Origin of the sequence: Cohnella sp. AR92 (assembly GCF_003990975.1) — a bacterium.
Taxonomy (GTDB): domain Bacteria; phylum Bacillota; class Bacilli; order Paenibacillales; family Paenibacillaceae; genus Cohnella.
In genome coordinates this window covers 165,480-187,486 of sequence record NZ_RZJR01000013.1, presented here as the reverse complement: position 1 = coordinate 187,486, position 22,007 = coordinate 165,480, and the positions used below count along the sequence as shown (strand labels likewise).

General features: G+C 56.0%; 14 protein-coding genes, 10 tRNA genes and 2 rRNA genes. 21 read left to right on the top strand and 5 right to left on the bottom strand.

Translation table 11 applies throughout. From position 1 onward, the window contains the following. The 12 genes from ELR57_RS21780 to ELR57_RS21725 all read left to right on the top strand — a co-directional run. Positions 1 to 257 (top strand): 23S ribosomal RNA (locus tag ELR57_RS21780); the annotation flags it as partial. 148 nt (positions 258 to 405) lie between these two features. Continuing rightward, positions 406 to 522: ribosomal RNA gene (gene rrf, locus ELR57_RS21775) — 5S ribosomal RNA — on the top strand. A 15-nt stretch (positions 523 to 537) separates the two neighbouring features. Next, positions 538 to 613: transfer RNA gene (locus tag ELR57_RS21770), tRNA-Thr, on the top strand. A gap of 12 nt (positions 614 to 625) precedes the next feature. Beyond that, a tRNA-Glu gene (locus tag ELR57_RS21765) sits at positions 626 to 700 on the top strand. 37 nt (positions 701 to 737) lie between these two features. Further along, a tRNA-Val gene (locus ELR57_RS21760) sits at positions 738 to 813 on the top strand. Positions 814 to 825: 12 nt separating this feature from the next. Further along, positions 826 to 900, top strand: a tRNA-Gln gene (locus ELR57_RS21755). An 8-nt stretch (positions 901 to 908) separates the two neighbouring features. Further along, positions 909 to 984 (top strand) — tRNA-Lys (locus ELR57_RS21750). A gap of 16 nt (positions 985 to 1,000) precedes the next feature. Then, positions 1,001 to 1,083: transfer RNA gene (locus ELR57_RS21745), tRNA-Leu, on the top strand. A 7-nt stretch (positions 1,084 to 1,090) separates the two neighbouring features. After that, a tRNA-Gly gene (locus ELR57_RS21740) sits at positions 1,091 to 1,165 on the top strand. A 6-nt stretch (positions 1,166 to 1,171) separates the two neighbouring features. After that, positions 1,172 to 1,248, top strand: a tRNA-Arg gene (locus tag ELR57_RS21735). A 16-nt stretch (positions 1,249 to 1,264) separates the two neighbouring features. Further along, a tRNA-Pro gene (locus ELR57_RS21730) sits at positions 1,265 to 1,341 on the top strand. Positions 1,342 to 1,360: 19 nt separating this feature from the next. Next, positions 1,361 to 1,434 (top strand) — tRNA-Gly (locus ELR57_RS21725). Positions 1,435 to 1,500: 66 nt separating this feature from the next. Here the strand turns inward: ELR57_RS21725 and ELR57_RS21720 are convergent. After that, the gene (locus ELR57_RS21720) at positions 1,501 to 4,041 is read right to left on the bottom strand and encodes a choice-of-anchor A family protein (RefSeq protein ID WP_158630121.1); all 2,541 of its coding nucleotides are present in this window, start codon (positions 4,039 to 4,041) and stop codon (positions 1,501 to 1,503) included. A 129-nt stretch (positions 4,042 to 4,170) separates the two neighbouring features. Here ELR57_RS21720 and ELR57_RS21715 point away from each other — a divergent pair, with 129 nt between their 5' ends. The 8 genes from ELR57_RS21715 to glmS all read left to right on the top strand — a co-directional run bounded on the left by ELR57_RS21715 (position 4,171) and on the right by glmS (position 16,234). Next, entirely contained in the window at positions 4,171 to 5,529 is a 1,359-nt protein-coding gene (locus tag ELR57_RS21715; RefSeq protein ID WP_202866425.1) for a glycosyltransferase family protein, read from the top strand. A gap of 52 nt (positions 5,530 to 5,581) precedes the next feature. Next, complete coding sequence (gene ppc / locus ELR57_RS21710) at positions 5,582 to 8,380, top strand: phosphoenolpyruvate carboxylase (protein ID WP_126961188.1); 2,799 nt, start codon at positions 5,582 to 5,584, stop codon at positions 8,378 to 8,380. 331 nt (positions 8,381 to 8,711) lie between these two features. After that, positions 8,712 to 9,269 (top strand): RNA polymerase sigma factor SigW, encoded by a 558-nt coding sequence (gene sigW / locus ELR57_RS21705; protein ID WP_370452330.1) that lies wholly within the window; start codon positions 8,712 to 8,714, stop codon positions 9,267 to 9,269. 105 nt (positions 9,270 to 9,374) lie between these two features. Continuing rightward, complete coding sequence (locus ELR57_RS21700) at positions 9,375 to 9,986, top strand: zf-HC2 domain-containing protein (protein ID WP_126961186.1); 612 nt, start codon at positions 9,375 to 9,377, stop codon at positions 9,984 to 9,986. Between the two features lie 186 nt (positions 9,987 to 10,172). Next, the gene (cdaA, locus tag ELR57_RS21695; protein WP_126961185.1) at positions 10,173 to 11,012 is read left to right on the top strand and encodes a diadenylate cyclase CdaA; all 840 of its coding nucleotides are present in this window, start codon (positions 10,173 to 10,175) and stop codon (positions 11,010 to 11,012) included. Next, complete coding sequence (locus tag ELR57_RS21690) at positions 11,005 to 12,462, top strand: CdaR family protein (RefSeq protein ID WP_126961184.1); 1,458 nt, start codon at positions 11,005 to 11,007, stop codon at positions 12,460 to 12,462. Before cdaA ends, ELR57_RS21690 begins: the two co-directional genes overlap by 8 nt. Before the next feature lie 43 nt (positions 12,463 to 12,505). Continuing rightward, complete coding sequence (gene glmM / locus ELR57_RS21685) at positions 12,506 to 13,846, top strand: phosphoglucosamine mutase (RefSeq protein ID WP_126961183.1); 1,341 nt, start codon at positions 12,506 to 12,508, stop codon at positions 13,844 to 13,846. 555 nt (positions 13,847 to 14,401) lie between these two features. Further along, positions 14,402 to 16,234 (top strand): glutamine--fructose-6-phosphate transaminase (isomerizing), encoded by a 1,833-nt coding sequence (glmS, locus tag ELR57_RS21680; protein WP_126961182.1) that lies wholly within the window; start codon positions 14,402 to 14,404, stop codon positions 16,232 to 16,234. A gap of 658 nt (positions 16,235 to 16,892) precedes the next feature. On the opposite strand, the gene ELR57_RS21675 is transcribed toward glmS, so the two are convergent. Further along, positions 16,893 to 17,702, bottom strand: coding sequence for an SDR family NAD(P)-dependent oxidoreductase (locus ELR57_RS21675; RefSeq protein WP_126961181.1), 810 nt, complete (start codon positions 17,700 to 17,702; stop codon positions 16,893 to 16,895). 135 nt (positions 17,703 to 17,837) lie between these two features. Between ELR57_RS21675 and ELR57_RS21670 the strand changes: the two genes are divergently transcribed. After that, positions 17,838 to 18,431, top strand: a complete 594-nt coding sequence (locus ELR57_RS21670; RefSeq protein WP_126961180.1) for a TetR/AcrR family transcriptional regulator — start codon at positions 17,838 to 17,840, stop codon at positions 18,429 to 18,431. 63 nt (positions 18,432 to 18,494) lie between these two features. Here ELR57_RS21670 and ELR57_RS21665 read toward each other — a convergent pair whose 3' ends face one another. From ELR57_RS21665 to ELR57_RS21655, 3 genes are all read right to left on the bottom strand, one after another. Then, a complete protein-coding gene (locus ELR57_RS21665; RefSeq protein WP_126961179.1) occupies positions 18,495 to 19,019 on the bottom strand; it encodes a hypothetical protein in 525 nt (174 codons plus the stop codon). A gap of 139 nt (positions 19,020 to 19,158) precedes the next feature. Beyond that, positions 19,159 to 19,674, bottom strand: a complete 516-nt coding sequence (locus ELR57_RS21660) for a hypothetical protein (protein WP_126961178.1) — start codon at positions 19,672 to 19,674, stop codon at positions 19,159 to 19,161. A gap of 50 nt (positions 19,675 to 19,724) precedes the next feature. Further along, on the bottom strand, positions 19,725 to 21,869 hold the full coding sequence (locus ELR57_RS21655) for an ABC transporter transmembrane domain-containing protein (protein WP_126961177.1): 2,145 nt from the start codon (positions 21,867 to 21,869) through the stop codon (positions 19,725 to 19,727). Positions 21,870 to 22,007: the final 138 nt, after the last annotated feature.

Sequence of the window (22,007 nt, the reverse complement as noted above, 5' to 3'; positions counted from 1 at the left end):
TTTGAGAGGGGCTGTCCTTAGTACGAGAGGACCGGGATGGACGCACCGCTGGTGTACCAGTTGTTCCGCCAGGAGCATCGCTGGGTAGCCAAGTGCGGGAGGGATAAGCGCTGAAAGCATCTAAGCGCGAAGCCCGCCTCAAGATGAGATTTCCCAATTCGTAAGACCCCTTGGAGAACACGAGGTTGATAGGCTCGGGGTGTAAGCACAGCAATGTGTGTAGCTGACGAGTACTAATCGGTCGAGGGCTTATCCTAATAAGCCACACAGGCAAGAAGATTCTAATGAACGCTAACTCGTTTCGTATCCGGTTTTCAAGGCACAAAAAACCTTGAAAAAGTTCATAAAAAGGCTTTACAACAGCGCGGCGATATGGTATGATATCTTCCGTTGTTGAAAATTCGGTCCGGTGATGATGGCAGAGGGGTTCCACGCGTACCCATCTCGAACACGACCGTTAAGCCCTCTAACGCCGATGGTACTTGGACCGCAGGGTCCTGGGAGAGTAGGAAGTTGCCGGGCCGGATGAATAAGCTTGCTCTCATAGCTCAGTAGGTAGAGTGCATCCATGGTAAGGATGAGGTCACCGGTTCGATCCCGGTTGAGAGCTCCAGAATTTTCACAAGGCCCGTTGGTCAAGCGGTTAAGACACCTCCCTTTCACGGAGGTAACAGGGGTTCGATTCCCCTACGGGTCACCATTCACCTTCATAAGTGAAAATATCGCTAGCGTGACATGGAGGCTTAGCTCAGCTGGGAGAGCATCTGCCTTACAAGCAGAGGGTCGGGGGTTCGATCCCCTCAGCCTCCACCATGATCTTATCGCTGGGGATTAGCCAAGCGGTAAGGCAACGGACTTTGACTCCGTCACTCCAAGGTTCGAATCCTTGATCCCCAGCCAACTTTCAAGAGCCATTAGCTCAGTTGGTAGAGCACCTGACTTTTAATCAGGGTGTCGAAGGTTCGAGTCCTTCATGGCTCACCATCGTAAGACATGACATGCGCGTGTGGCGGAATTGGCAGACGCACCAGACTTAGGATCTGGCGGGCAACCGTGGGGGTTCAAGTCCCTCCACGCGCACCACTTATACGCGGAAATAGCTCAGTGGTAGAGCATCTCGTTGCCAACGAGAAGGTCGCGGGTTCGAATCCCGTTTTCCGCTCCATCATATGCGCCCTTAGCTCAGCTGGATAGAGCGTCAGACTACGAATCTGAAGGCCGGGAGTTCGAATCTCTCAGGGCGCGCCACTTTACTTTATATTGACGGGATGTAGCTCAGCTTGGTAGAGCACCTGGTTTGGGACCAGGGGGTCGCATGTTCGAATCGTGTCATCCCGACCATTTTTCTTTCGTTTTTTTTGCGGGTGTAGTTCAATGGTAGAACTTTAGCCTTCCAAGCTAATAGCGTGGGTTCGATTCCCATCACCCGCTCCATTGCGTAAACGACAACCTCCTGTCTTAGACAGGAGGTTTTTTGTTTTATTCCGTTCATTCCGGGGCTTATTCCTCTTCTTCCTCCACGATCGTCACCCGGGATACGTTCGTGAGCAGCCCCGCGCGGAAGCATCCCGTTCCGAACCGGAAGTCGAAGAACAGCACTCCTTGATTGGAGATGACGCGTCCGGTGGGTTCCATCGCCACTTGAACGGAGAAAGAGACCGTTCGGGTAACTCCGGGGTTGAACGTGCCGAGAAAGATCCCGATTTGGGGATCCAATTGAGGAATGCCGTCTACTCGGAGGCTGCCTGATACGAAGTGCAATTCGTTAGCCAGCCGATCGAATAAGATGACGTCGCTTGCCACGATATCGGCGGACAGATTCGAGATGACGAACTGATAAGCGAACGTATCCCCAACCTTGGCGTTCTGGACGCTTGCTTTCTTGGTGAAATTGGCGAAGGAAGATGCCATGATGCCGCTGATCGGATTGGAGACCGCGGCGGATTGGAACGTCCGCAGGGAGACTTGATTGCCTGGAAGCAGAAACTCCGCGGTCGCTCGAGCGCTGTCCGTGAGGGTTCCTCCTCCCGTCACCAGAACGTCATAACGAACGATAACGCTATTGTTCGGAACGATCGGGCCTAAGCTGATTCCGGCAGCCGGATCGGCGGCCAGGCGAAGCACGTTATTGACTCGTACCGTGCCCGGGATAAAGATGCCATTCGCAGACAGCGTGTCGACCAAGGTCGTTGCGCCCGATACCGTGCTGCCGTCATTGGTCACGACTACGGTATAGGTAATGCGTTGACCGACGAATAAGCTGATATCGATGAACGATTTGAATACTTGCAGGCTCTGGGTCGGAGTGGATGCGACAGGCGCAACGATCACCGGATTCACCGTTACGATGGGCTGCAGGGTTCCCGCCGTGACGGGTATCGTCAAACCGAGTATAGGAGTAATGATAACGCCTGGCACGGTGATCGGTTGCCTTAACAGCACATTTCCGTTCCGATCCCGGACCGGGCCGAAGTTCGTGAATTCACCAGGCTCCGGCGTAATGCCCGGCTTGAAGACGGGGAGCACCGGAAGCATTTGGCCCGTTGGAGGAACTCCGAGATCGGTGATGATCGGCAGTTGCCCGGGATTGCAGGTTACGGGGGTCGTGCCCGGAGGATCGACTAGAACGAATCCGCTGTTGGTCACGATTCCGCCCGGGGGCCGCGTAGCGATGAAGACATCGAATTGAATCGAGATCGTTTGGCCGGGCAGAATCGTCCCAAGGGCGACTTGCTCGGTAATATCGACGCCGCTGAAGCGTCCGCCATTGATACGTAGGCTTGAGAGAATGAAGACGACGCCTTCGGGGAATACCTCGGTAATCAACACGTCCGCAGCGGCAATTCCCGAATTGGCCACCGTGATCGTATAGGTGATGGTGTCCCCTACTTTAGCGGTTGCGACATTGGCCGTCTTGGTTGCGGTTATCACAGGTCCGGTAATAACCGCTGCCGTCGTAGTCGAGGAGGTGGGAGGCGCCGAAGTCGTCGTCGACGCCGTGTTCGTGGAGGTTGCCGTCGTTGTGGTAGGCAGCATCGTCGTGGTGGAAGTCGAAGCAGTAGTGGTCGTCGTAGAGGCTGTCGTCGTCGATGCCGTCGTCGTTGAAGAAGAAGCAGTCGTTGTCGTAGTGGTCGTTGTAGGCGAGAACGAAGTGGTCGAGGTCATTGGCAGGACGACGGCCGGCGTCATGGTCGTCGTGGTCGTCAAGGGCAAATCCGTGGAGGGCAAGCAGCCGGTAAAGGGGTGATTGTGAGCCTCCAGCGTGCCTGTCGTATTGGTCAGGGAGTTCGCAACCAGCGTGCCGTTGATGTTGCCGAAGCCGATGGCTTGCCAATCGGCATAAGGAGCGAGAACGGAGCCGAGGATGGACAGGTTCTGATTGAAGGCGGTCGTCGCTTGGAACAGATTCCACAAGATCAGGCTTCCTTCGGAATCCGGAGGAGTCAGGCCGTTGCGGAAAATGGTGTAGCTCCCGAAGCCGACATTTTCCCCGCCGACGTTAACGAGAATGGTGGAGCCCGACGGAGCTATGATATTGATTCCGTTGGCGGTATCCAGAGCAAGCCCTTCTCCGTCGACATTGTTGCCGTTGAAGGTGAAGACGTTCAGATCCGGGTCCGCTCCCGTCAGGACAATCTGCCCGAAGTTGCTGGCAACCGTCCCGTTCGGACCGAGGGCCGCCAGGTTCAAAGAAAGCGACGCAAGGCTTTGCTCGGCCGCGGTAAAATCGATCGGCGTCTGGACAAGCGGTTGATCCGGGACCCTATTGTTATTCGTCATGGTGTACTGGAGAACCGTGCCGGCCGGATAAATAACCGAATTCCCGCTAAAGTTGGTTCCCGAGGAGATGTTCATGTTCCCTTGGACGATCAAATCCGCCCTTGTCGTGGATACGGTCAGCTTGTCGCCGATGCCGTAATTGCTGTAAGTCGCATTCCCCCCGACCGCGACACGTCCTTCCGAGTCTACGTTGGATTGGGTATGATCCCCGAAGATAAAAAGATTAAAGTCGTTAGCGACCAGTAGATTGCCACACGCCATTCCAGCTTCGCCCCCCATGCTTGCATGATGGATGCTCTTGCGCTTATCGGATGATGTTTATGAATAAAACGGGATTTTCAATCATAAAAACGGGATGTCTTCCCAAAAAAAAGATGGAGGAGATCTCCCGTGAACATCGCCGTCATGACCCTGTTTAACGGCTTGTCCAAGACTTACTCCCTGGTCAGCGTCGTGGAGGAGCATCTGAATATGCTGGTGTCGGCAGGAATGAACGTGCGCCTTCTGGTCAGCGAGGATTGTCCGGAAGAGGACGGATACGGCATCTATCTGGACGAGCGGGTGCGGTGGGTGAGAATCGCCAACCGGCTGCGCGGGGAGCAGATCCATTGGAGGGATTATACCCAGGCGACCGGCAGGGTGCATTCCTCCTTCTTCGCGGAAGCCGACGCGATTGCGGCCAGCATGTACGAAGCGCTGAAGGACGTCGAGGTTTGTTTTCTCCACGATATCCTCTACCAAGGCTGGCATCTGGTCCATAACGTGGCGCTTCGCCTGGTACAGCCGAGGCTGCCTCATATCCGATTCCTGGCGATGAGCCATTCCATTCCGGCCGCCAGGCCGTTCCGCATGACCTGGCCGCTTGCCGCCAGGTTTATTCCGCTTCCGAACACGATCTACCTGTACCCGACCGAGTCCGGTCTGCCCGCCTTGGCGAAGCAGTACTCCGTTCCCCTTGAGCAATGCCGGGCCGTTTATAACAGCTTGAATCTGCTCGCGGAGGCAAGCGAGGACGCCGTTCGTTTATCGGAGCGAACGGATCTCGTCTCTCCCGACGTTCTCGTCGTGTCTCCCGGAAGGCTGACGCCCGGCAAACAGCTGGAGAAGATAGCGGCGCTGGCGGGCGCCGTCGGCCAAGCGTCGGGCCTTACGGTCAAGGTGGTCTATTGCGACTTCCCATCGCTCGACATCGACCCCGACGCCTACAAGAAGCGCATCGTCGAGGAAGGCGGTCGCTTCGGCCTCGCCGAGGGACAGATCGTCTTCACCTCGGATCTCGGCTGGAAGGACGGGCTGCCCCATCGCGCGGTAATGGATTTATTCGCTCTCAGCAATCTTTTCATATGCTCCTCGTATTCCGAGTCGTTCGGGCTTATCGTCCTCGAAGCGGCCAGCAGAGGGAACTTCCTCGTTCTGAATCAAGCGGTTCCGGCCTTGGAGGAGCTCGGCGAGCGATTCGGCGCCTACTTCGTGAGATGGAACGCAAGGAACTTCGGCTACGATACGAGCGAAACCTACCAGCCTTCGGAACAGAGTTACCTTCTTGAGCATGCGGAGGCGATCGTTCGGAAAATGGAGAACAACGAGGTGCTTCGAGCGAAGAGACTGGTCCGGCAGCGCTACCATTCGGGATGGATATGGGAGAACCAGCTGAAGCCCCTGCTCGAATCCTCCCTATTTTCCAACAATTCTTTACCGGATCAAAGCATCAAATTTCCCTCGGGTGCAGATTTTCAGACTTTTTTGTAGTATGATAAATTGAAGAACTTGTGACAGAGAAGCTTTCCATGGGGTGAGAGAGATGACTGAACTGGCAACAGCTAGCCGACCTTCCTCGAACCATCTGCTTCGCCGCGACGTTCGTTTTCTAGGGAACATTCTAGGCGAAGTTCTGGTTCACCAAGGCGGTCGTGAATTGTTCGACAATGTTGAGAAGATTCGCGAGACAAGCAAAGCTCTACGGGCGGATTTCGTGCCGGAGCTGTACGAAGAGTTCTTGACTACCATCAACAAGCTGAATCCCGAGATCCGGCACAATGTGATCCGGGCATTCGCGATCTACTTCCAGCTTGTGAATATCGCGGAACAGAATCATCGGATTCGCCGCAAGCGCGATTACGAGAGATCCGCCGGAGAAGCGGTTCAGCCCGGTTCGATCGAGAGCGCGATTCAAGACCTGAAGGAGAAGAACCTGCCGATCGAGGATGTTCATAAGCTGCTGCAGAGCATCTCTCTCGAGCTGGTCATGACGGCTCACCCAACCGAAGCGATGCGTCGGGCCGTGCTCGACATCCACAAAAGAATCGCCGACCAGATGATGGAGCTGGACAACCCTTCGCTGACCTTCCGGGAACGCGAGAAGCTGCGCGACCAACTGCTGAACGAGGTTGTGACCCTGTGGCAGACCGACGAGCTTCGCGACCGCAAGCCTACGGTTATCGACGAAGTCCGCAACGGCATGTACTTCTTCAACGAGACGCTGTTCGACGCGCTGCCGGACGTCTATGACGAGCTGGAACGCTGTCTCGGCAAGTATTATCCCGAGCAGGCTTGGCACGTGCCGACGTACCTCCGCTTCGGTTCGTGGATCGGCGGAGACCGCGACGGGAACCCTTCCGTAACCGCCAGCGTCACTTGGCGGACGCTGAACATTCAGCGCGGCCTCGTCATTCACAAGTACGAGACCGTGTTGAAGTCCCTCATCCGCAAGATGAGCTTCAGCACGAGCCTGGTCGAGGTAGCGGACGAGCTGCTTCAGTCGATCGAGCAGGACCGCGCGGCGGTCGAGCTGCGCACGATCGACGCGTGGACGAACGATAAGGAACCGTACCGAATCAAGATTACTTACATGCTGCAGAAGCTGCAGAACATGCGGAATGAGCAATTCAAGGGAACGAGCCAACGCTACCATTCCCCGGAAGAGTTCATCGCCGATCTCCAGTTGATCGAACGAAGCCTGCGTCACCACTATGCGGACTTCGTGGCGGACAGCTACCTCAAGAAGCTGATTCGCCAAGTTGAGCTCTTCGGCTTCCATCTCGCCGCGCTCGACGTGCGCCAGCACAGCAAGGAGCACGAGAACGCGATGGTCGAAGTGCTGGCGAAGGCCGGCGTGACGAACGATTATGCCTCTCTGTCCGAAGAAGAGAAGATTAAGCTTCTTAACGGCTTGCTGTCGGATTCCCGTCCGCTGCTGCACGAGAACGCGACCTTGTCCGATTCGACCAAGGAGTGCCTGGACGTCTACCGGACGATCTACCGCGCTCAGCAGGAATTCGGCCGCGACTGCATCAACAGCTACCTGATCAGCATGACCTGCGGCGCCAGCGACATGCTGGAAGTGATGGTGTTCGCGAAGGAAGCGGGCCTGTTCCGCCGTAACAGCGACGGTTCGATCACGTGCACGATCCAATCGGTCCCTCTGTTCGAGACGATCGACGACCTGCATGCGGCTCCGCAAATCATGAGCACCCTGTTCAACCTGCCGGTCTATCGCCAGACGGTCGAGTCGATGGGCAACATGCACGAGATCATGCTCGGCTACTCCGACAGCAACAAGGACGGCGGCATGGTAACGGCGAACTGGGAGCTTCGTCTCGCCATGAACGAACTGACGGCTATGGCGGGCAAGTACGACGTGAAGCTGAAGTTCTTCCATGGACGCGGAGGCGCTCTGGGCCGCGGCGGCATGCCGCTGCACCGCAGCATTCTCGCGCAGCCGCCTCACACGATCGGCGGAGGAATCAAGATCACCGAGCAAGGCGAGGTGCTGACCTCCCGCTATTCGATGAAGGGGATCGCTTATCGCAGCCTTGAGCAAGCGACGAGCTCCCTTGTCAAAGCGGCTCACCTCGCGATGACGCCGGAAGCCCAAGAGAATTCCGCCGAGGAAGCGGCCTGGGACGAGATCGTCCTCACGATCTCCGAGACGGCGCGGACGAAGTATCAAGACTTGATCTTCCGCGATCCCGGCTTCATGGCGTTCTTCAAGGAATCGACTCCGCTGGCTGAAGTCGGCGAGCTGAACATCGGTTCCCGTCCTTCGAAGCGGAAGAACAGCGAGCGCTTCGAGGACCTTCGCGCGATTCCGTGGGTGTTCTCCTGGACGCAGAGCCGCTACTTGCTGCCGGCTTGGTATGCGGCGGGTACCGCGTTCAAGACCTACATCGGCGAGGATCCAAGCAAGCTGGAGACCCTTCGCGGGCTGTACCGCAACTTCTCCTTCTTCGCGACGCTCATTGACAATCTGCAGATGGCGCTGGCCAAGGCAGACCTGCTGATCGCGAGCAAGTATGCGGAGATGATCAAGGACAGCACGATCAAGAATCGAATCTTCACGCTCATCACGGAAGAATTCGAGACGACCAAAGAGATGATTCTGGCGATTACCGGACAGGAAGAGATTCTGGACAATTCTCCGGTCATCCAAGAGTCGATTCGCCTTCGCAATCCGTATGTCGATCCCCTGAGCTACATGCAGGTTCAACTGCTGACCGAGCTGAGAGAGAAGCGCGCGAACGACGAAGACGACGCAACTCTTCTTCGCGAAGTGCTCCTTACGATCAACGGGATCGCGGCGGGCCTTCGCAACACGGGCTGATACGGCGCCCGATTCGCATTGCCTAAGGACGGCGCAAGCCAGGCCGTCCCCGGCTAATTATGAAGCTGTCCGAGGACCGGCAAAGTCCGACCGGGCAGCTTCTTGCATGTAATCGAATGATGCGGGCTCCTCTTAAGAGGATTCGGAAGCGGGTACCCTTGCTTTTTGCGAAGGGGTCGTTTACCATTTTAATAGATGATACAGAATTTGTTAGGATTCGTTCCTGTCATTGCCTGTAGCATCAACGCATAGCCTCCTAAGCGTCAGTAGGACGTCCCTGGGCGTTTGCTGCTTGAGAGTGCTCGTAAGTGGAGGATTGACGGTGAAGCCAATTGAGACGCGGCTGGCTCGGTTAGCCCGCAAGGGAGACCAGCGTGCCTTCGCGGAGATTGTGGATTTATACAAGGACAAGCTGTATCACCTCGCTTACCGGATGATGAACAACCGCCAAGAAGCGGAAGATGTCGTTCAGGAGACTTTCCTGCGAGTATATAAGAACCTGGATCGCTATGACGAGGATCAGAAGTTCTCCACCTGGATCTACCGGATCGCGACGAATCTGTGCATCGACAGGCTGAGGAAACGACGCCCTATCTATTCCCTGGATGCGGAATCGTCGGATCACGAGGGGCTGGACGGCTATGCGATGCTGCCCAGCGACGATCGCACGCCGGAGAGCGAGCTGATTCTGTCGGAGACCCAGCGGATTATTCGCGATGCCATCGAGACGCTTCCGGCCAAGTACAAATCGGTCATGGTGCTTCGATATCTCCAAGACATGTCCCTTCAGGAGATCTCCGAGGTACTGGACATGCCGGTGACGACGATCAAGACGCGGGTCCACCGGGGACGGGAATTCATGCGCAAGAAGCTGGAGAATAAATTGTGAGCTCCGACGGCGCATATTCGATGAAACCGAAAATCTTCTGCAGCGTAAAGTATAGAAGCATTACTACGGGGTTTATCTCCGGAGTAGAAAGGGATGGCTTAGCCTATGGATTGTAAAGTCGCCATCGCATTCATGCATGATTATCTGGATCGCGAGCTGTCGAAGGAGCGCTCCGCCGAGCTGAGCCGGCACCTGGACCAATGTCCGGAATGCCGCAGACGCCTGGATGCGCTAGAGAAGACGGATGCTCTGCTCCATTCGGTTCCTGCTGAAAGCGCACCTAACTATATGGCTTACCGCGTGATGAAGTCGCTGCCTAAGAAACGAAGCCCGAAGGCTTGGACCACTTGGGTGCGTCGTCATCCGGCCATGTCGGCAGCTGCCATGTTCCTTGTCGTTATGGTGTCCAGCTTCTTCGCCATGTGGAACCAAAGCGAGCAGCTAACGGTTCGCGGGGCCGACCTGGAGCATGTGGTCATCGAAGGCAATACCGTCATTGTTCCGGCGGGACAGAAGGTTGCGGGGGATCTGACGATAGAGAACGGCGTCGCCGACGTTCAAGGAGACGTAGAAGGAAATCTGACGATTATCGACGGCAACGTCACGTTGGCTTCCACCGCTCATATCGCAGGGAAGGTCAAGCACATCGATCGGGCGATGGACTGGGCATGGTACAAGGTTACCTCCTGGTTCGACACGATCGCGTACGGTTCCTGATCCCCGAACGAACGCTTCTAGCGGAAGTCCGGTCGGGCGCGGAGGCCTCCCTAGGACTTAGGGAGGTTTTTTTGCGTTCGAGACAGGAATTCGGTATAGGAGTAGAGAAGTGAATAAAGATATAAACTAAGCGTATATTGACAAGATTCGGGGAACCCGATCGAGACGCCAAACGGGGGGTGCGTCTTGGAAACTTATTTTCAGACCTTAACGGTTAGCAAAGCCATCAAGGATGCCGTTGACATCCTGATCGTGAGTTATTTGATTTACAAAATGTTTCAGTTAGTCAAAGGCACGAGAGCGGTTCAGCTGTTAAAGGGGATCTTCCTTCTCTTCATCACTTGGGCGCTCAGCACTTGGCTTGATCTCTATACGCTGAAGTGGCTGATGAACCAGATGTTCACCTTCGGCGTGTTAACCATTGCGATTATTTTCCAACCGGAGCTTCGCAGGGCCCTGGAACAGCTCGGGCGCGGGAAGATGTTCAGTCGGACCGATGCGGATTCGGATATCAGCCAGCAGATCAACGAGGTCATTAAGTCGGTTAATCATATGGCCCAGAGGAAAATCGGAGCGCTGATCGTCTTCGAACGCAAGACGGGACTGACCGACTACATCGAGTCCGGGATCAAGATGCAATCGACGATCAGCTCGGAGCTGCTCATCAACATCTTCATTCCGAACACGCCCCTGCATGACGGGGCGGTTATCGTGCGGGAGTCGCAGATCATGGCGGCCGGCTGCTATCTGCCGCTGTCCGAGAATCCGTTCATCAGCAAGGAGCTGGGAACCCGCCATCGCGCGGCCATCGGTATCACCGAGGTATCGGACGCAATCTCGGTCATCGTATCGGAAGAGACGGGACAAGTCTCCCTTGCGATGAACGGCCAGATCGTCCGGGATATCAAGGAAGAATCGCTTATCTCGAAGCTGTTCGAGGAGCTGCGGCCGAAGACGAAGCCTCGCGCGCAAGGATGGACGTGGGTGACGTTCTGGAAGCGGAAGGACGGTGAACGCCGTGGATAAATGGCTTAACCATCCGACCGCCAGCAAGATCATCGCTCTGGCGCTGGGCATTATTCTGTGGGCCGTCGTGCACTTCGACGATTATCAATCGACGACGACGGCGGTTCCCTCCAATTATGAATACAAGACGTTCAACTCGCTTAAGATCCAGGCGACCGGGCTCAACAGCCAGAATTACGTGCTCCAGAGCATGGACACGGACACGGTCAAGCTGGTCGTTCGCGGGAGCAAGTCGGACCTGATCCGCGCGAATCCGGACGACTATACGGTCCGAGTCGATTTAAGCACCGTGACAGAAGGCCAGCATACGCTGAGATTACAATACGAATTGCCTCGCGGCGTCGAGTTTGTCTCCATGACGCCTCAGACCGTGACGGTAGGGGTAGAGGAGCTTCAGACGAAGGAATTCGAAGTGGAGGTCGCCACGAAGGGGACCCCCGCGAAAGGCTATAAGGCGGGGATTCCGGTCCTCAGTCCGACGAACCGGGTACACGTCACGCTGCCTTCCAGCAGCCTGGCGAAGGTGGAGCGGGTCGGAGGAACGGTGTCCGTCGAAGGCGAGAGCAAGACGATCAAGAACAAGAGCGTCAAGCTGGCCGCCTATGACGGCAGCGGCAACGTCATCGCGGGAGCGGTGCTGGATCCGGCCGTTCTCGAGGTGGAGGTGCCGATTACGAATCCGTACAAGTCGGTGCCGCTGCAGTTCAAGCTGCTCGGTCAGCTGCCGTCAGGCTTAAGCATTGCGTCCTTCAAGCCGGAGACGGAGCAAGTGACGATCTACGGTCCGCAGGATGTGCTGGACACGATCGAGTTCGTGGAGGCCGACGTGAACCTGAGCGAGCTGACGCAGAGCGGCAAGTTCACGATTCCGGTCAAGGGAGCGGCATCCATCACCGAGTTCTCGCCTTCGGAAGTGAACGTGAACGTCGAGATCGTGCTCTCGCAGATCCGTTCGCTCCAAGGCTTGCCGGTAACGATAGAAGGGCTTGGAGCGGGCTTGAAGGCCAAGATCGTGGAGCCGGCGACGGAGGTGGTCGACATCACCGTCAAAGGCGCCCCGGCCATCCTGGATAAGCTGCAGCCGGGAGACGTCGAAGTGGTGGCGGACCTGAGCGGGCGAGGGTTGGGAAGCTACACGGTTCCGCTCACCGTCAATTCGCCGCGATTCGTCGACCAAGCGGGAGGCAATATCACGATCACCGTCGAGATCACGCAGGATGGAACGACCGAGACGAACCCGCCGGACACGGCGGCGACGACGGACGGAACGGCGGGCGGCGGCACCGGCGGTTCGGGCGGTACCGGGACATCCGGGGCCGGCGGCTCTGCCGGGTCAAGCGGCTCCGGCAGCGCGGGAAGCGAGGCTTCGCCTTCCCCGAATGCGGGGGCGGGAGCAGGGACCGACCAAGCGGCCGCGAACGAGGAATCCCAAGCTCCGGCAAGCGGTTAGCCGGCAGGCGGGAAGACAGACAATGAAGGAGAAATTCAGACCTATGGGCAAATATTTCGGTACGGACGGCGTTAGAGGAGTCGCGAACAAGGAACTGACGCCGGAGCTGGCCTATAAAATCGGCAGATGCGGAGGAGTGGTTCTGGCCGGACGCGTGGAGCGTCCGCGGGTATTGATCGGAATGGATACCCGGGTATCCGGACCGCTTCTGGAGAGCGCGCTCATCGCGGGGCTGCTCTCGATCGGGGCGGACGTCATCCGTCTCGGCGTGGTCAGCACGCCGGTCGTCGCTTATCTGACCAGAACGATGAACGCGGACGCCGGAGTCATGATCTCGGCGTCCCATAACCCGGTTCAAGATAACGGAATCAAATTCTTCGGCAGCGACGGCTTCAAGCTGTTGGACGAGACCGAGGCGGAGATCGAACGTTTGATGGATTCGGAAGAGGATACTCTTCCGAGACCGATCGGCGGGGGGATCGGCACGGTAACGACCGATCTGGAGCTGAAGGAGCGTTATGTCGAATTCCTGAAGACGACGGTGCGCCACTCCCTCTCCGGCCTTAAGATCGTGCTGGACTGCGCGCACGGAGCGGCTTACGAGCTTGCTCCCGAGATATTCCGCGAGCTGGGAGCCGAAGTGATCGTCTACGGCGCGAAGCCGAACGGGCTGAACATCAATGACGGGGTAGGCTCGACCCATCCCGAGATGCTGGCCAAGAAGGTGCAGGAACACGAAGCCGATCTCGGGCTTGCGTTCGACGGCGACGCCGATCGCTTGATCGCCATCGACGAGAACGGCGAAGAGGTGGACGGCGACTACGTGCTCTGCATCTGCGGAGATGCGATGAAGCGGGACGGACGCCTGAAGAAGGATACGGTCGTCACGACGGTCATGAGCAACATCGGCTTCTTCAAGGCTGCGGAGAAGATCGGTCTGAAGACCGCTCGCACCGCCGTCGGGGACCGCTACGTGATGGAAGAGATGGTCCGGGAGGGGTACAACCTCGGCGGCGAACAGTCCGGGCATGTGATTTTCCTCGATTACAACACGACAGGAGACGGCATCCTGACCGGCTTGCAGCTGGCGGATACGCTGAAGGCGTCCGGCAGCAAGCTGAGCGAGCTGAAGTCCGTCATGCGCAAGTATCCCCAAGTGCTTGTGAATGTCCGGGTGCAGGACAAATCGCGTTACCCGGGCAATGCGGCGATCCTTGAAGCGGTTGCGACCGCGGAAGAGGCGCTCGGCGACAACGGCCGCGTTCTCGTGCGTCCTTCCGGAACCGAGGCGCTGATTCGCGTCATGGCGGAAGGCCCTGACCGCGACGAGATCGTCGAGCACGCGGAGAACATCGCGAGCGTCATTCGACAAGAGCTTGTCTAGAAGAATACGATTACACGGATGGGAGTCCCTTGGCGTCGGTTGATGCCGAGGGACTTGTCATTTCCAGGGAAATAAGAACCATCGCGGATTGTGGTTGCAAGCGGGGATGAAAACGAATATGATAAAAAGATATTCCGTAATGGAAAGGCAGGGTAGAGGAGAATAAGCACGAAAAGCGCCAGAACTTGTCGGCCGGCCGGATGGCGGCGGCAAGTTGACGAGGTGGAGGTGTTCGGAACGTTCGGCGGGGACCTCCCGGCCCGCATCGGGGCCGTAAGACGGAAGACAAATCGCTCAGGGCAACCGGGCGGACAATATTCCGAAGAAGATGAGAGCAAACTAAGCCAAGTAGCCTTCGTCGTCGAAGACGTGAAGCCGAGGCGAGGCATTGGCGGAGAAACAAGGAAGTCCGGTGGGCCGAGCAAGGCCGCTTGCGGACCTGTTGAATGACGGTTATCAAGACTCTTGCAACTTCATACAACTGCATAACCTGCATGCGGCTGCGACTCGGATCGTTCAGGGCGACCATCATCCGAATCGGAGGTCTGTTTAATTATGTGCGGAATCGTTGGTTATATCGGCAATCGGGAATCTCAGCCTATCCTGTTGGAAGGGCTCAAGAAGTTGGAGTATCGGGGATACGACTCGGCTGGCATCGCGGTGTTCACCGAGCAAGGACTCGAGGTCACGAAGACCGTCGGCCGCTTGGCGAACCTGGAAGGACGTCTGCAGGGCGATCCTCTGCGCGGAACGGTCGGCATCGGCCACACGCGTTGGGCGACTCACGGCAAGCCGTCCGATGTGAACTCCCATCCCCATATGGACAACACGTTGAAGTTCTCCGTCGTCCATAACGGCATTATCGAGAATTACCTGGAGCTGAAGGAAGAGCTCATGCATCAAGGCCATCGCTTCCTGTCGGAGACGGATACGGAGATCATCTCCCACCTGATCGCGGTAGAATACGAAGGCGACATCGTCAAAGCGGTTCAGAAGGCCGTTCGCAAGATGCGCGGAGCGTTCGCTCTCGGCGTTCTGACCGAATACGAGCCGGATCGCCTGGTAGCGGTTCGCTACGCCAGCCCGCTGATCATCGGCATCGGCGAAGGCGAGAAGTATATCGCCTCGGACATCCCGGCGATTCTGGAGCATACGCGCGACATCTACATCCTGAACGACGGAGAGATGGCGGTGCTGACCCGCGACGGCGTCGAGCTGATGACGGTCGAGGGCAACCCTATCGCCAAGGATGTTTTCCACGTCGATTGGGATCTGATGACTGCGGAGAAGGCCGGCTTCGATCACTTCATGCTGAAGGAGATCCACGAGCAGCCGAAGGCATACCGCGACACGATGCGCGGCCGCTTGAGCGATGACGGCAAGTCCGTCTCGCTGACGGAGCTCTCCATCACGCCGGAGCAGCTTCGCGCGATCAATCGCGTGCACATCGTGGCTTGCGGCACGGCGATGCATGCCGGCCTGGTCGGCAAGACGATCATCGAGCAGTTGGCGCGAGTGCCGGTCGAGACCGACGTCGCGTCGGAATACCGCTATCGTTCGCCGATCATCACGCCGGAGACGCTCGTCATCGTCGTGAGCCAATCCGGCGAGACCGCCGATACGCTCGCGGCTCTGCGCGAAGCGAAGCGCAACGGCGCCCGCGTTCTGGCTATCACGAACGTAGTGGGCAGCTCCGTCGCCCGCGAAGCGGATGACGTCATCATCACGCTCGCCGGTCCGGAGATCGCCGTCGCATCGACCAAGGCGTACACGTCGCAGCTGATCGCGTTCTACCTGTTCGGCCTGCACTACGCCCAAGTTCTCGGCACGCAGGACGAAGCGTTCGTCTCCCATGTGCTTGCGGCCATGCAGTCGCTTCCGGAGCAAGTGGAGAAGATTCTCTCCCAAGCGGAAGTCATCAAGAAGATCGCCGAGTCGATCTCCCGCCATGCGAACCTGTTCTTCATCGGCCGCGGTCTCGATTATGCCGTCGCTCTGGAAGGCTCGCTGAAGCTGAAGGAGATTTCCTACATTCACTCGGAAGCCTATGCGGCAGGCGAGCTGAAGCACGGAACGCTGGCGCTGATCGAGGAAGGCATCCCGGTCATCTCGCTGATCACGCAAGAGGACCTGCAGGAGAAGACGCTCAGCAACATCAAGGAAGTCAAGGCTCGCGGCGCCGACGTGTTCGCCGTCGTGAACGAGGGCAACGAAGCCGAGATCGCGAAGTCCGTCGACTCGCTCTTCGCCATCCCGCGCACGCTTCCGCTGCTGACGCCGGCCCTGTCCGTCGTTCCTCTGCAGCTGCTGTCCTACTACGCTTCCCTGGCTCTGGGCCATGACGTGGATAAGCCAAGAAACCTGGCTAAGAGCGTTACGGTGGAGTGAGGAGAGCAAGGGTAGTTATTAATGCAATTGATATTTAGCAAACAAAACAAAAACCTTAGCCCCTTGGCTAAGGTTTTTTGTTAAGCCTGCTTCTCACCTAACCTGGGTATTTAATATAATTAAGCTAATTTTTAGAGCGATTTGTATTCAATTTAATGGTTTGCGAATGTATCCTAATAGGTATCACCCAGGAGAGAAGGGTCAAGCCATGAGCCAAGAATAGAAACTCTGCCTGACTTGCGGCAAAAGCATACAAAGCGAATCTCCGTATTGCGATATTTGTCTGGCTCAGCATCGGACTAAATCGGATATAAGTGGGTTATCTATTGTTTTAGGCATTCTTTCCGTAATGGCGCTGCTCGGCAATATGTTCTCGTTCGACTTGGACGGCAATTCGGCATGGGAGTATATTTCGATAGCCTTTTTCTTCGGGACATTAATCATTAACGTTCTTATCCTAAGATCTGTCGTTAAGCATTCGGGGAGAGATTATCAAATCGGATTGGCGGTTCTGGGACTAGCGATTCCGTTATTCGTATTGATTTTGATTGTTCTATTTTTTCTCCTTGTCTAAGCAAACGAAACCCCAGACCCGAGTCGACTCGGGTCTGGGGTTTCGTTCGTTCATGCCTCTCGCCGCCATCGGCAGCAGTTAGTTCTACCAGTTGATATTAGCTTTCTTCAATCCTGGAACAGTAGGATTCTGCGCTAGAATGCCGCCGTCCGCATTGATGACTTGCCCTGTAATGAAACGAGATTCATCACTGCCCAAGAACAAGGCTAAATTCGCGATATCCATAGGGTCTCCGATGTAGTCTACCAATTTCGTATCTTTGTACACCTCGATCAGATCGGTCAAGAACTGCGGAGCATTGTCGATTTTATCTCTGGACAGAACCATGCCCGGCGCGATTGCATTGCAACGAATACCTTGCTTCCCGAATTGAACAGCTGTTGATCTTGTAAGGGAGATAACCCCTGCCTTTGCTGCCGCATAAGCGGATTTAGTCATCTCGCCGACTTGTCCGCCCATCGATGCCGTATTAATAATCGAGCCGCCGCCGTTGGCCAACATGACAGGAAGGGCATACTTCGTCCCGAGCATAACGGATTTCAAGTTATAACGAATCGTTTCGTCCCACTCCAACACATCAAGATCTTTAACATTCAAGTCGTTCTGAAAATCCAATCGAGCAGCATTGTTGTGTAAAATATCTAATCGACCGTAAGTTTCCACTGCGGCATTAATCATGTCTTTGATCATTTCTTCATTGCCGATATCCACTTGCTTAGCGATAATTTCTCCGCCGGCCGCTTTCACCTCTGCAACGACTTTCTCTAACGCAGGAACATTAATATCCGCTGCAACGACTTTTGCTCCTTCCGCAGCGAATAGCTTTACGGTTGCCTCTCCCATTCCGGAAGCAGCTCCCGTTACGATTGCGACTTTATTTTCCAAACGCCTCATTTAAAACACCTCCAAGTTAATAATTCAATTATAATAACTCATTTACATTTTGTAAACGAAATGCCCGAGTGTCTGAAGTGGTAAAATTCGTGATACAATTGGATTAGGCGATTAATATAATTAGGTGGACAATAGATGAAACGGATCGATCCAAGACAATTAATATCCAAACAAAAATTGCATGAAGCCTATTTAACCATGCAATTAAAAGGACAAGAGCAGTTTACGATTCAGGAGCTTTGCGATACAGCCGAAGTAACAAGACCCACCTTCTATAAATTGTATAAAGATACTCAAGTACTTCGCTTTGATATCCATGAAAGTGTTCTGGCTAAATTAAAAGCAGCGTTAACCATTAAAAATCCGAAGCCTTTATCTGAAATGCCTAAAACGGAGATGCCGGAAAACTTAACGCTGCTGTTTGAGCATATCCTGGCAGAGCATACTGCCTATGAGGCCTTTTTTGTTCATCAGCCCGATGCGATCTTTATAAATGGCGTGAAAGAGGTTATGAAGCAATATGTAACGGACGGGATCTATTATTCTCAGTCGCAGGATCGAATGTTGCGCGTAAAGATCGACTTGATTATCGCCTATGTTACGGGCGCTTATATTGAGAGCATCGTCTATTGGATTAAAGAGCGATACGAGACGAGTCCCAAGGAAATGGCGAGCACATTAATTGAAATATCATTGTATGGGCCTTATGTGGAACAACCTTCGGTCTAATCCACTCAAATACAACAAGAAATCCCCAGACCCGAGTCAACTCGGTTCTGGGGATTCATTCGTTTATGCCGCGTGCCGCCATCGATCGCAATACGCTTCCAATTCCCGGAAGTCGACTTGAAACAACGTCAAGCCGTTCTCCGCCGTAACCGACGCCGAACCCGGAAGAGTCATCAATCGAGCAATGAGCCGCTTAAATGACGCTTCCCGCGGAGCCGCCCAGAACTGCAAGCGGCTCACGTTCGGCTCGGCTTGCCGGATGGAATCGACCGTCGCGCCAAGCAACCGGGCGAACAAAGCGCCGCCTCGATACGGCTTCTCCAGGTAGGCGATTTCGAGCTGCGCGACCTGACGGTCCCGGTACTCGTCCTCGCCTGTCCCGAATACGTACCCGATCGCGCCGACGAACTCGTTGTTTTCCTGCTCCACGGCAAGAATCGCCTTGCCGTAAATCAGGGGACTGCTGATGAAGCTCAGCTTCATCGCGAAGGAATACGGCAGTCCGAGATCGTCGTGACGTTCGATCAAGTAATTCATGTAAGCCTTGTGGTCCATCTCATAGAAGCAATTCCGGAAAAGAACGTCCATTACTTCAATGCGACCTGCGTCCGAAGGGAATCGTTGACGACGACGATCTTGCCGAAGCCGGAGCCTTTCTTAACTTCCTTAAGGGAAGGCGTAGCTGGGTACATGGAGGACCCTCCTTTCTTATTGGAATGTCTATCCATTATAGGCGATGGAATCTTCTAAGCGAATACCTAATTAGGGATATTTCTTCCGAGAATACCGTTTCTTCGCCCTTTTCCCCTTCCCGCTTGGTAGAAATGACGGCAAACTTCGAGTAAAGCCTGCACAAATATTTATTTTCCGAGAGGGCCGCTAGCTTCAACCGTCTCACTTCCGGGTGCGTCCGCTCGATATAGCCGACCAACGCTTCGAACCCCTTAAGAAAATACCGCGTTCCCCGATACGCCCGATCCATGACCGTAATGTCGATGAGAGCGACATCCTTATCTTCGAAATCCCGCTCGGGAGTGCCGTGATAATAGGCGGCGGCCGCGATGATCGTACCGTCCGGCATGGAACCGTAATAGATCGTGCCCTGGGTTATGTAGGCGTATAGAAGCTCAACCATCTGCAGGGTGGAAAAGGCGGGGTGGAGATCGAATTTCCGATTGAGGAGGAACAGACTGACTTTGGCATATTCATCCTCGCTGGCGCACGGTTTAAACGTAACGTTCATCTTGCGGCACTCCTCTCGTGTCCTTCGCTTCGTACTCCTAGTCTCGCGAGTCACATTCTCTGCTCAAGGGTTCTTTCCAAGCTGGCCAGCACTTGCGGATACCCGTCGACCAATTCGCGGAACGCCTCCCGCCTGGCGGACAGGAGAACCGAGCGTCCCATCGCCCGCACGGTCGCGGTTCGGGGAATTCCTCTCAGCAAGGCGATCTCGCCGAAGTGATCCCCGTCCTGCAGGACGGCAACGCGTGCGTTCTCGCCGTCGGCCGAGCGTTTAAGGACCTCGACCTGTCCGCGCACGATAATATAGAACTTGTTCCCTTCGTCTCCCTCCCGGACGACGATGTCGCCCGGCTCGAATACCTCCGTCGCGAACAATCCCGCCAGGTGATTCAACAATGCCGTATCGATTCCTTCGAAGAACGAGAAGCGGGACAGCCGTTCAGCCTCCACCTCCGCATGAAGCCCGTCCTCCGACAGGCGGAAGCCGTGTTGCTTCTCCCATAGCTTGCCGTACAGACCGCCAAGCATCAGGAGTTCTTCATGCGTTCCCGACTCGACGATGCGGCCCTTGTCGAAGACATGAATGGAATCGGCGAGGACGACGGAATCGAGACGATGGGTGACGGACACGATCGTGCGTCCCGGCCGCAGCCGCTGAACCAAGCCGTTGATCTCCGCTTCGGAAGCGGGGTCGAGCGCGGCCGTGATCTCGTCGAGCAGCAGCAGCTTCGGTCTCCGGAGGAGGGCTCTGGCAATCGACAAACGCTGCCGCTCCCCGCCCGACAGGGACGCTCCGTTCCCGTGGATGGCCGTATCGTAACCGTCCGGCCAGCCCGCGATGACCTCGTGGATGTTCGCCTGCTTCGCGGCTTCTTCCATCTCCTCCTCGGAGAGGTCGGTTCGATCGAGAGCCAGATTGTCCCGGACCGTTCCGTGGAAGAAGAACGAATCCTGCGACACGAGGGCCGTCGCCTTGCGGAACGAAGCCTCATCGATCCGGAGCAGATCGAGCTCGTTCAGCGAGACGGAGCCTTCATGCGGGCGGTAGAAACGGGCAAGCAGCTGCAAGGCCGTGCTCTTCCCGGAGCCGCTCGGCCCGACGAACGCCGCGTACGTCCCTCCGGGGATCGCGACGGTAACGCCGCGAAGCTGAAGCGAGCTCGTCTCGTATCCGAAGGACACGCCGTTCAGGCCGATCCGCTCCACGATCTCCGGCATCGGCTTCGGCGAATCGATCGACTCCGGCGCCGGCTCGTCGAACAGCTCCCGAATTCTTCGATAGCTAATGCCCGAATCGATGATCGCCGGGAGAATCGTCGACAGATTGGTCGCCGATTGGCCGACGCTGAGAAACAGGGTGAAGAAGGCCATAAACCCGCCGACGCTCAGCTCATCCTGGAAGATGAGATACCCGCCGTATCCGAGCATGATCCCGTTCAATAGCAGCAGGACGATTAGCGGAACTCGCTCCATGAGCACGTTCACGCCCTGCAGTCGTACTCCCTTCAGGAAGAGGTCGTGAATCTGTTCGCGGGCCTTGTCCTGGAAGCGGCGCTCCTGATGCAAGCCCTTGATCGTCTTGTGCCCCTTCAGCGTCTCGTCGATCAGGTTCGCGAACCGCTCCTGGGCTTCCTTGTTCGCCCGATTGGCGTTCTCGGCGCGCTTCTGAAGCAATCGCGGACTTAGGAACATCAACGTCGAAGCGGCCAGAACGGCGAAAGTCAGCTTCCACTCCAGTGAGAAGAGCAGCGCCAGTCCGATGCATACGCTAAACAGCTCGCGGAGGAAGAAGGGGCTAAGCGTTCGAACGGAGCGTTCTACCGAATGCATATCGTCCGCGAACCGCGCCATCAGATCGCCGACTCGGTACCGCTGGTAGAAGGAGAACGGGAGCCGCTGAAGATGCGCGTACAAGTCCGTCCGGAGCTTCCGGACGATACCGGCGCTCAACCGGCCGATCGCGTAGTCTCCCGCCAGGTTGCCGCAAACGTTGAGGATCCCCGCCCCGAACAAGGCCGCGAGGATAAGGACGAAGAAATGCGCGTTCCTCTCCAGGAAAGCATCGTCCACCAAGTATTTCAAGCTGAGAGGAGCCGCGACGATATAGCCCGCCTCGATCAGAACGCCTGCCAGGAAGACGCCGCATAGAAGCTTGTAGGGCGCCGCCAGCCTAAACATCTCACGTATGAATGACAAAATCCGCGCCCCCGTATCCGGACTCTAAACTCGCTTTGTTTTTCCTATTCCTTTTACCATATTAATAATCTTCCAACTAAGCAATACCTATAAAGAGAGAGAACGGGCCATCGCACTAAATAAAAATTCCTCCGTGCT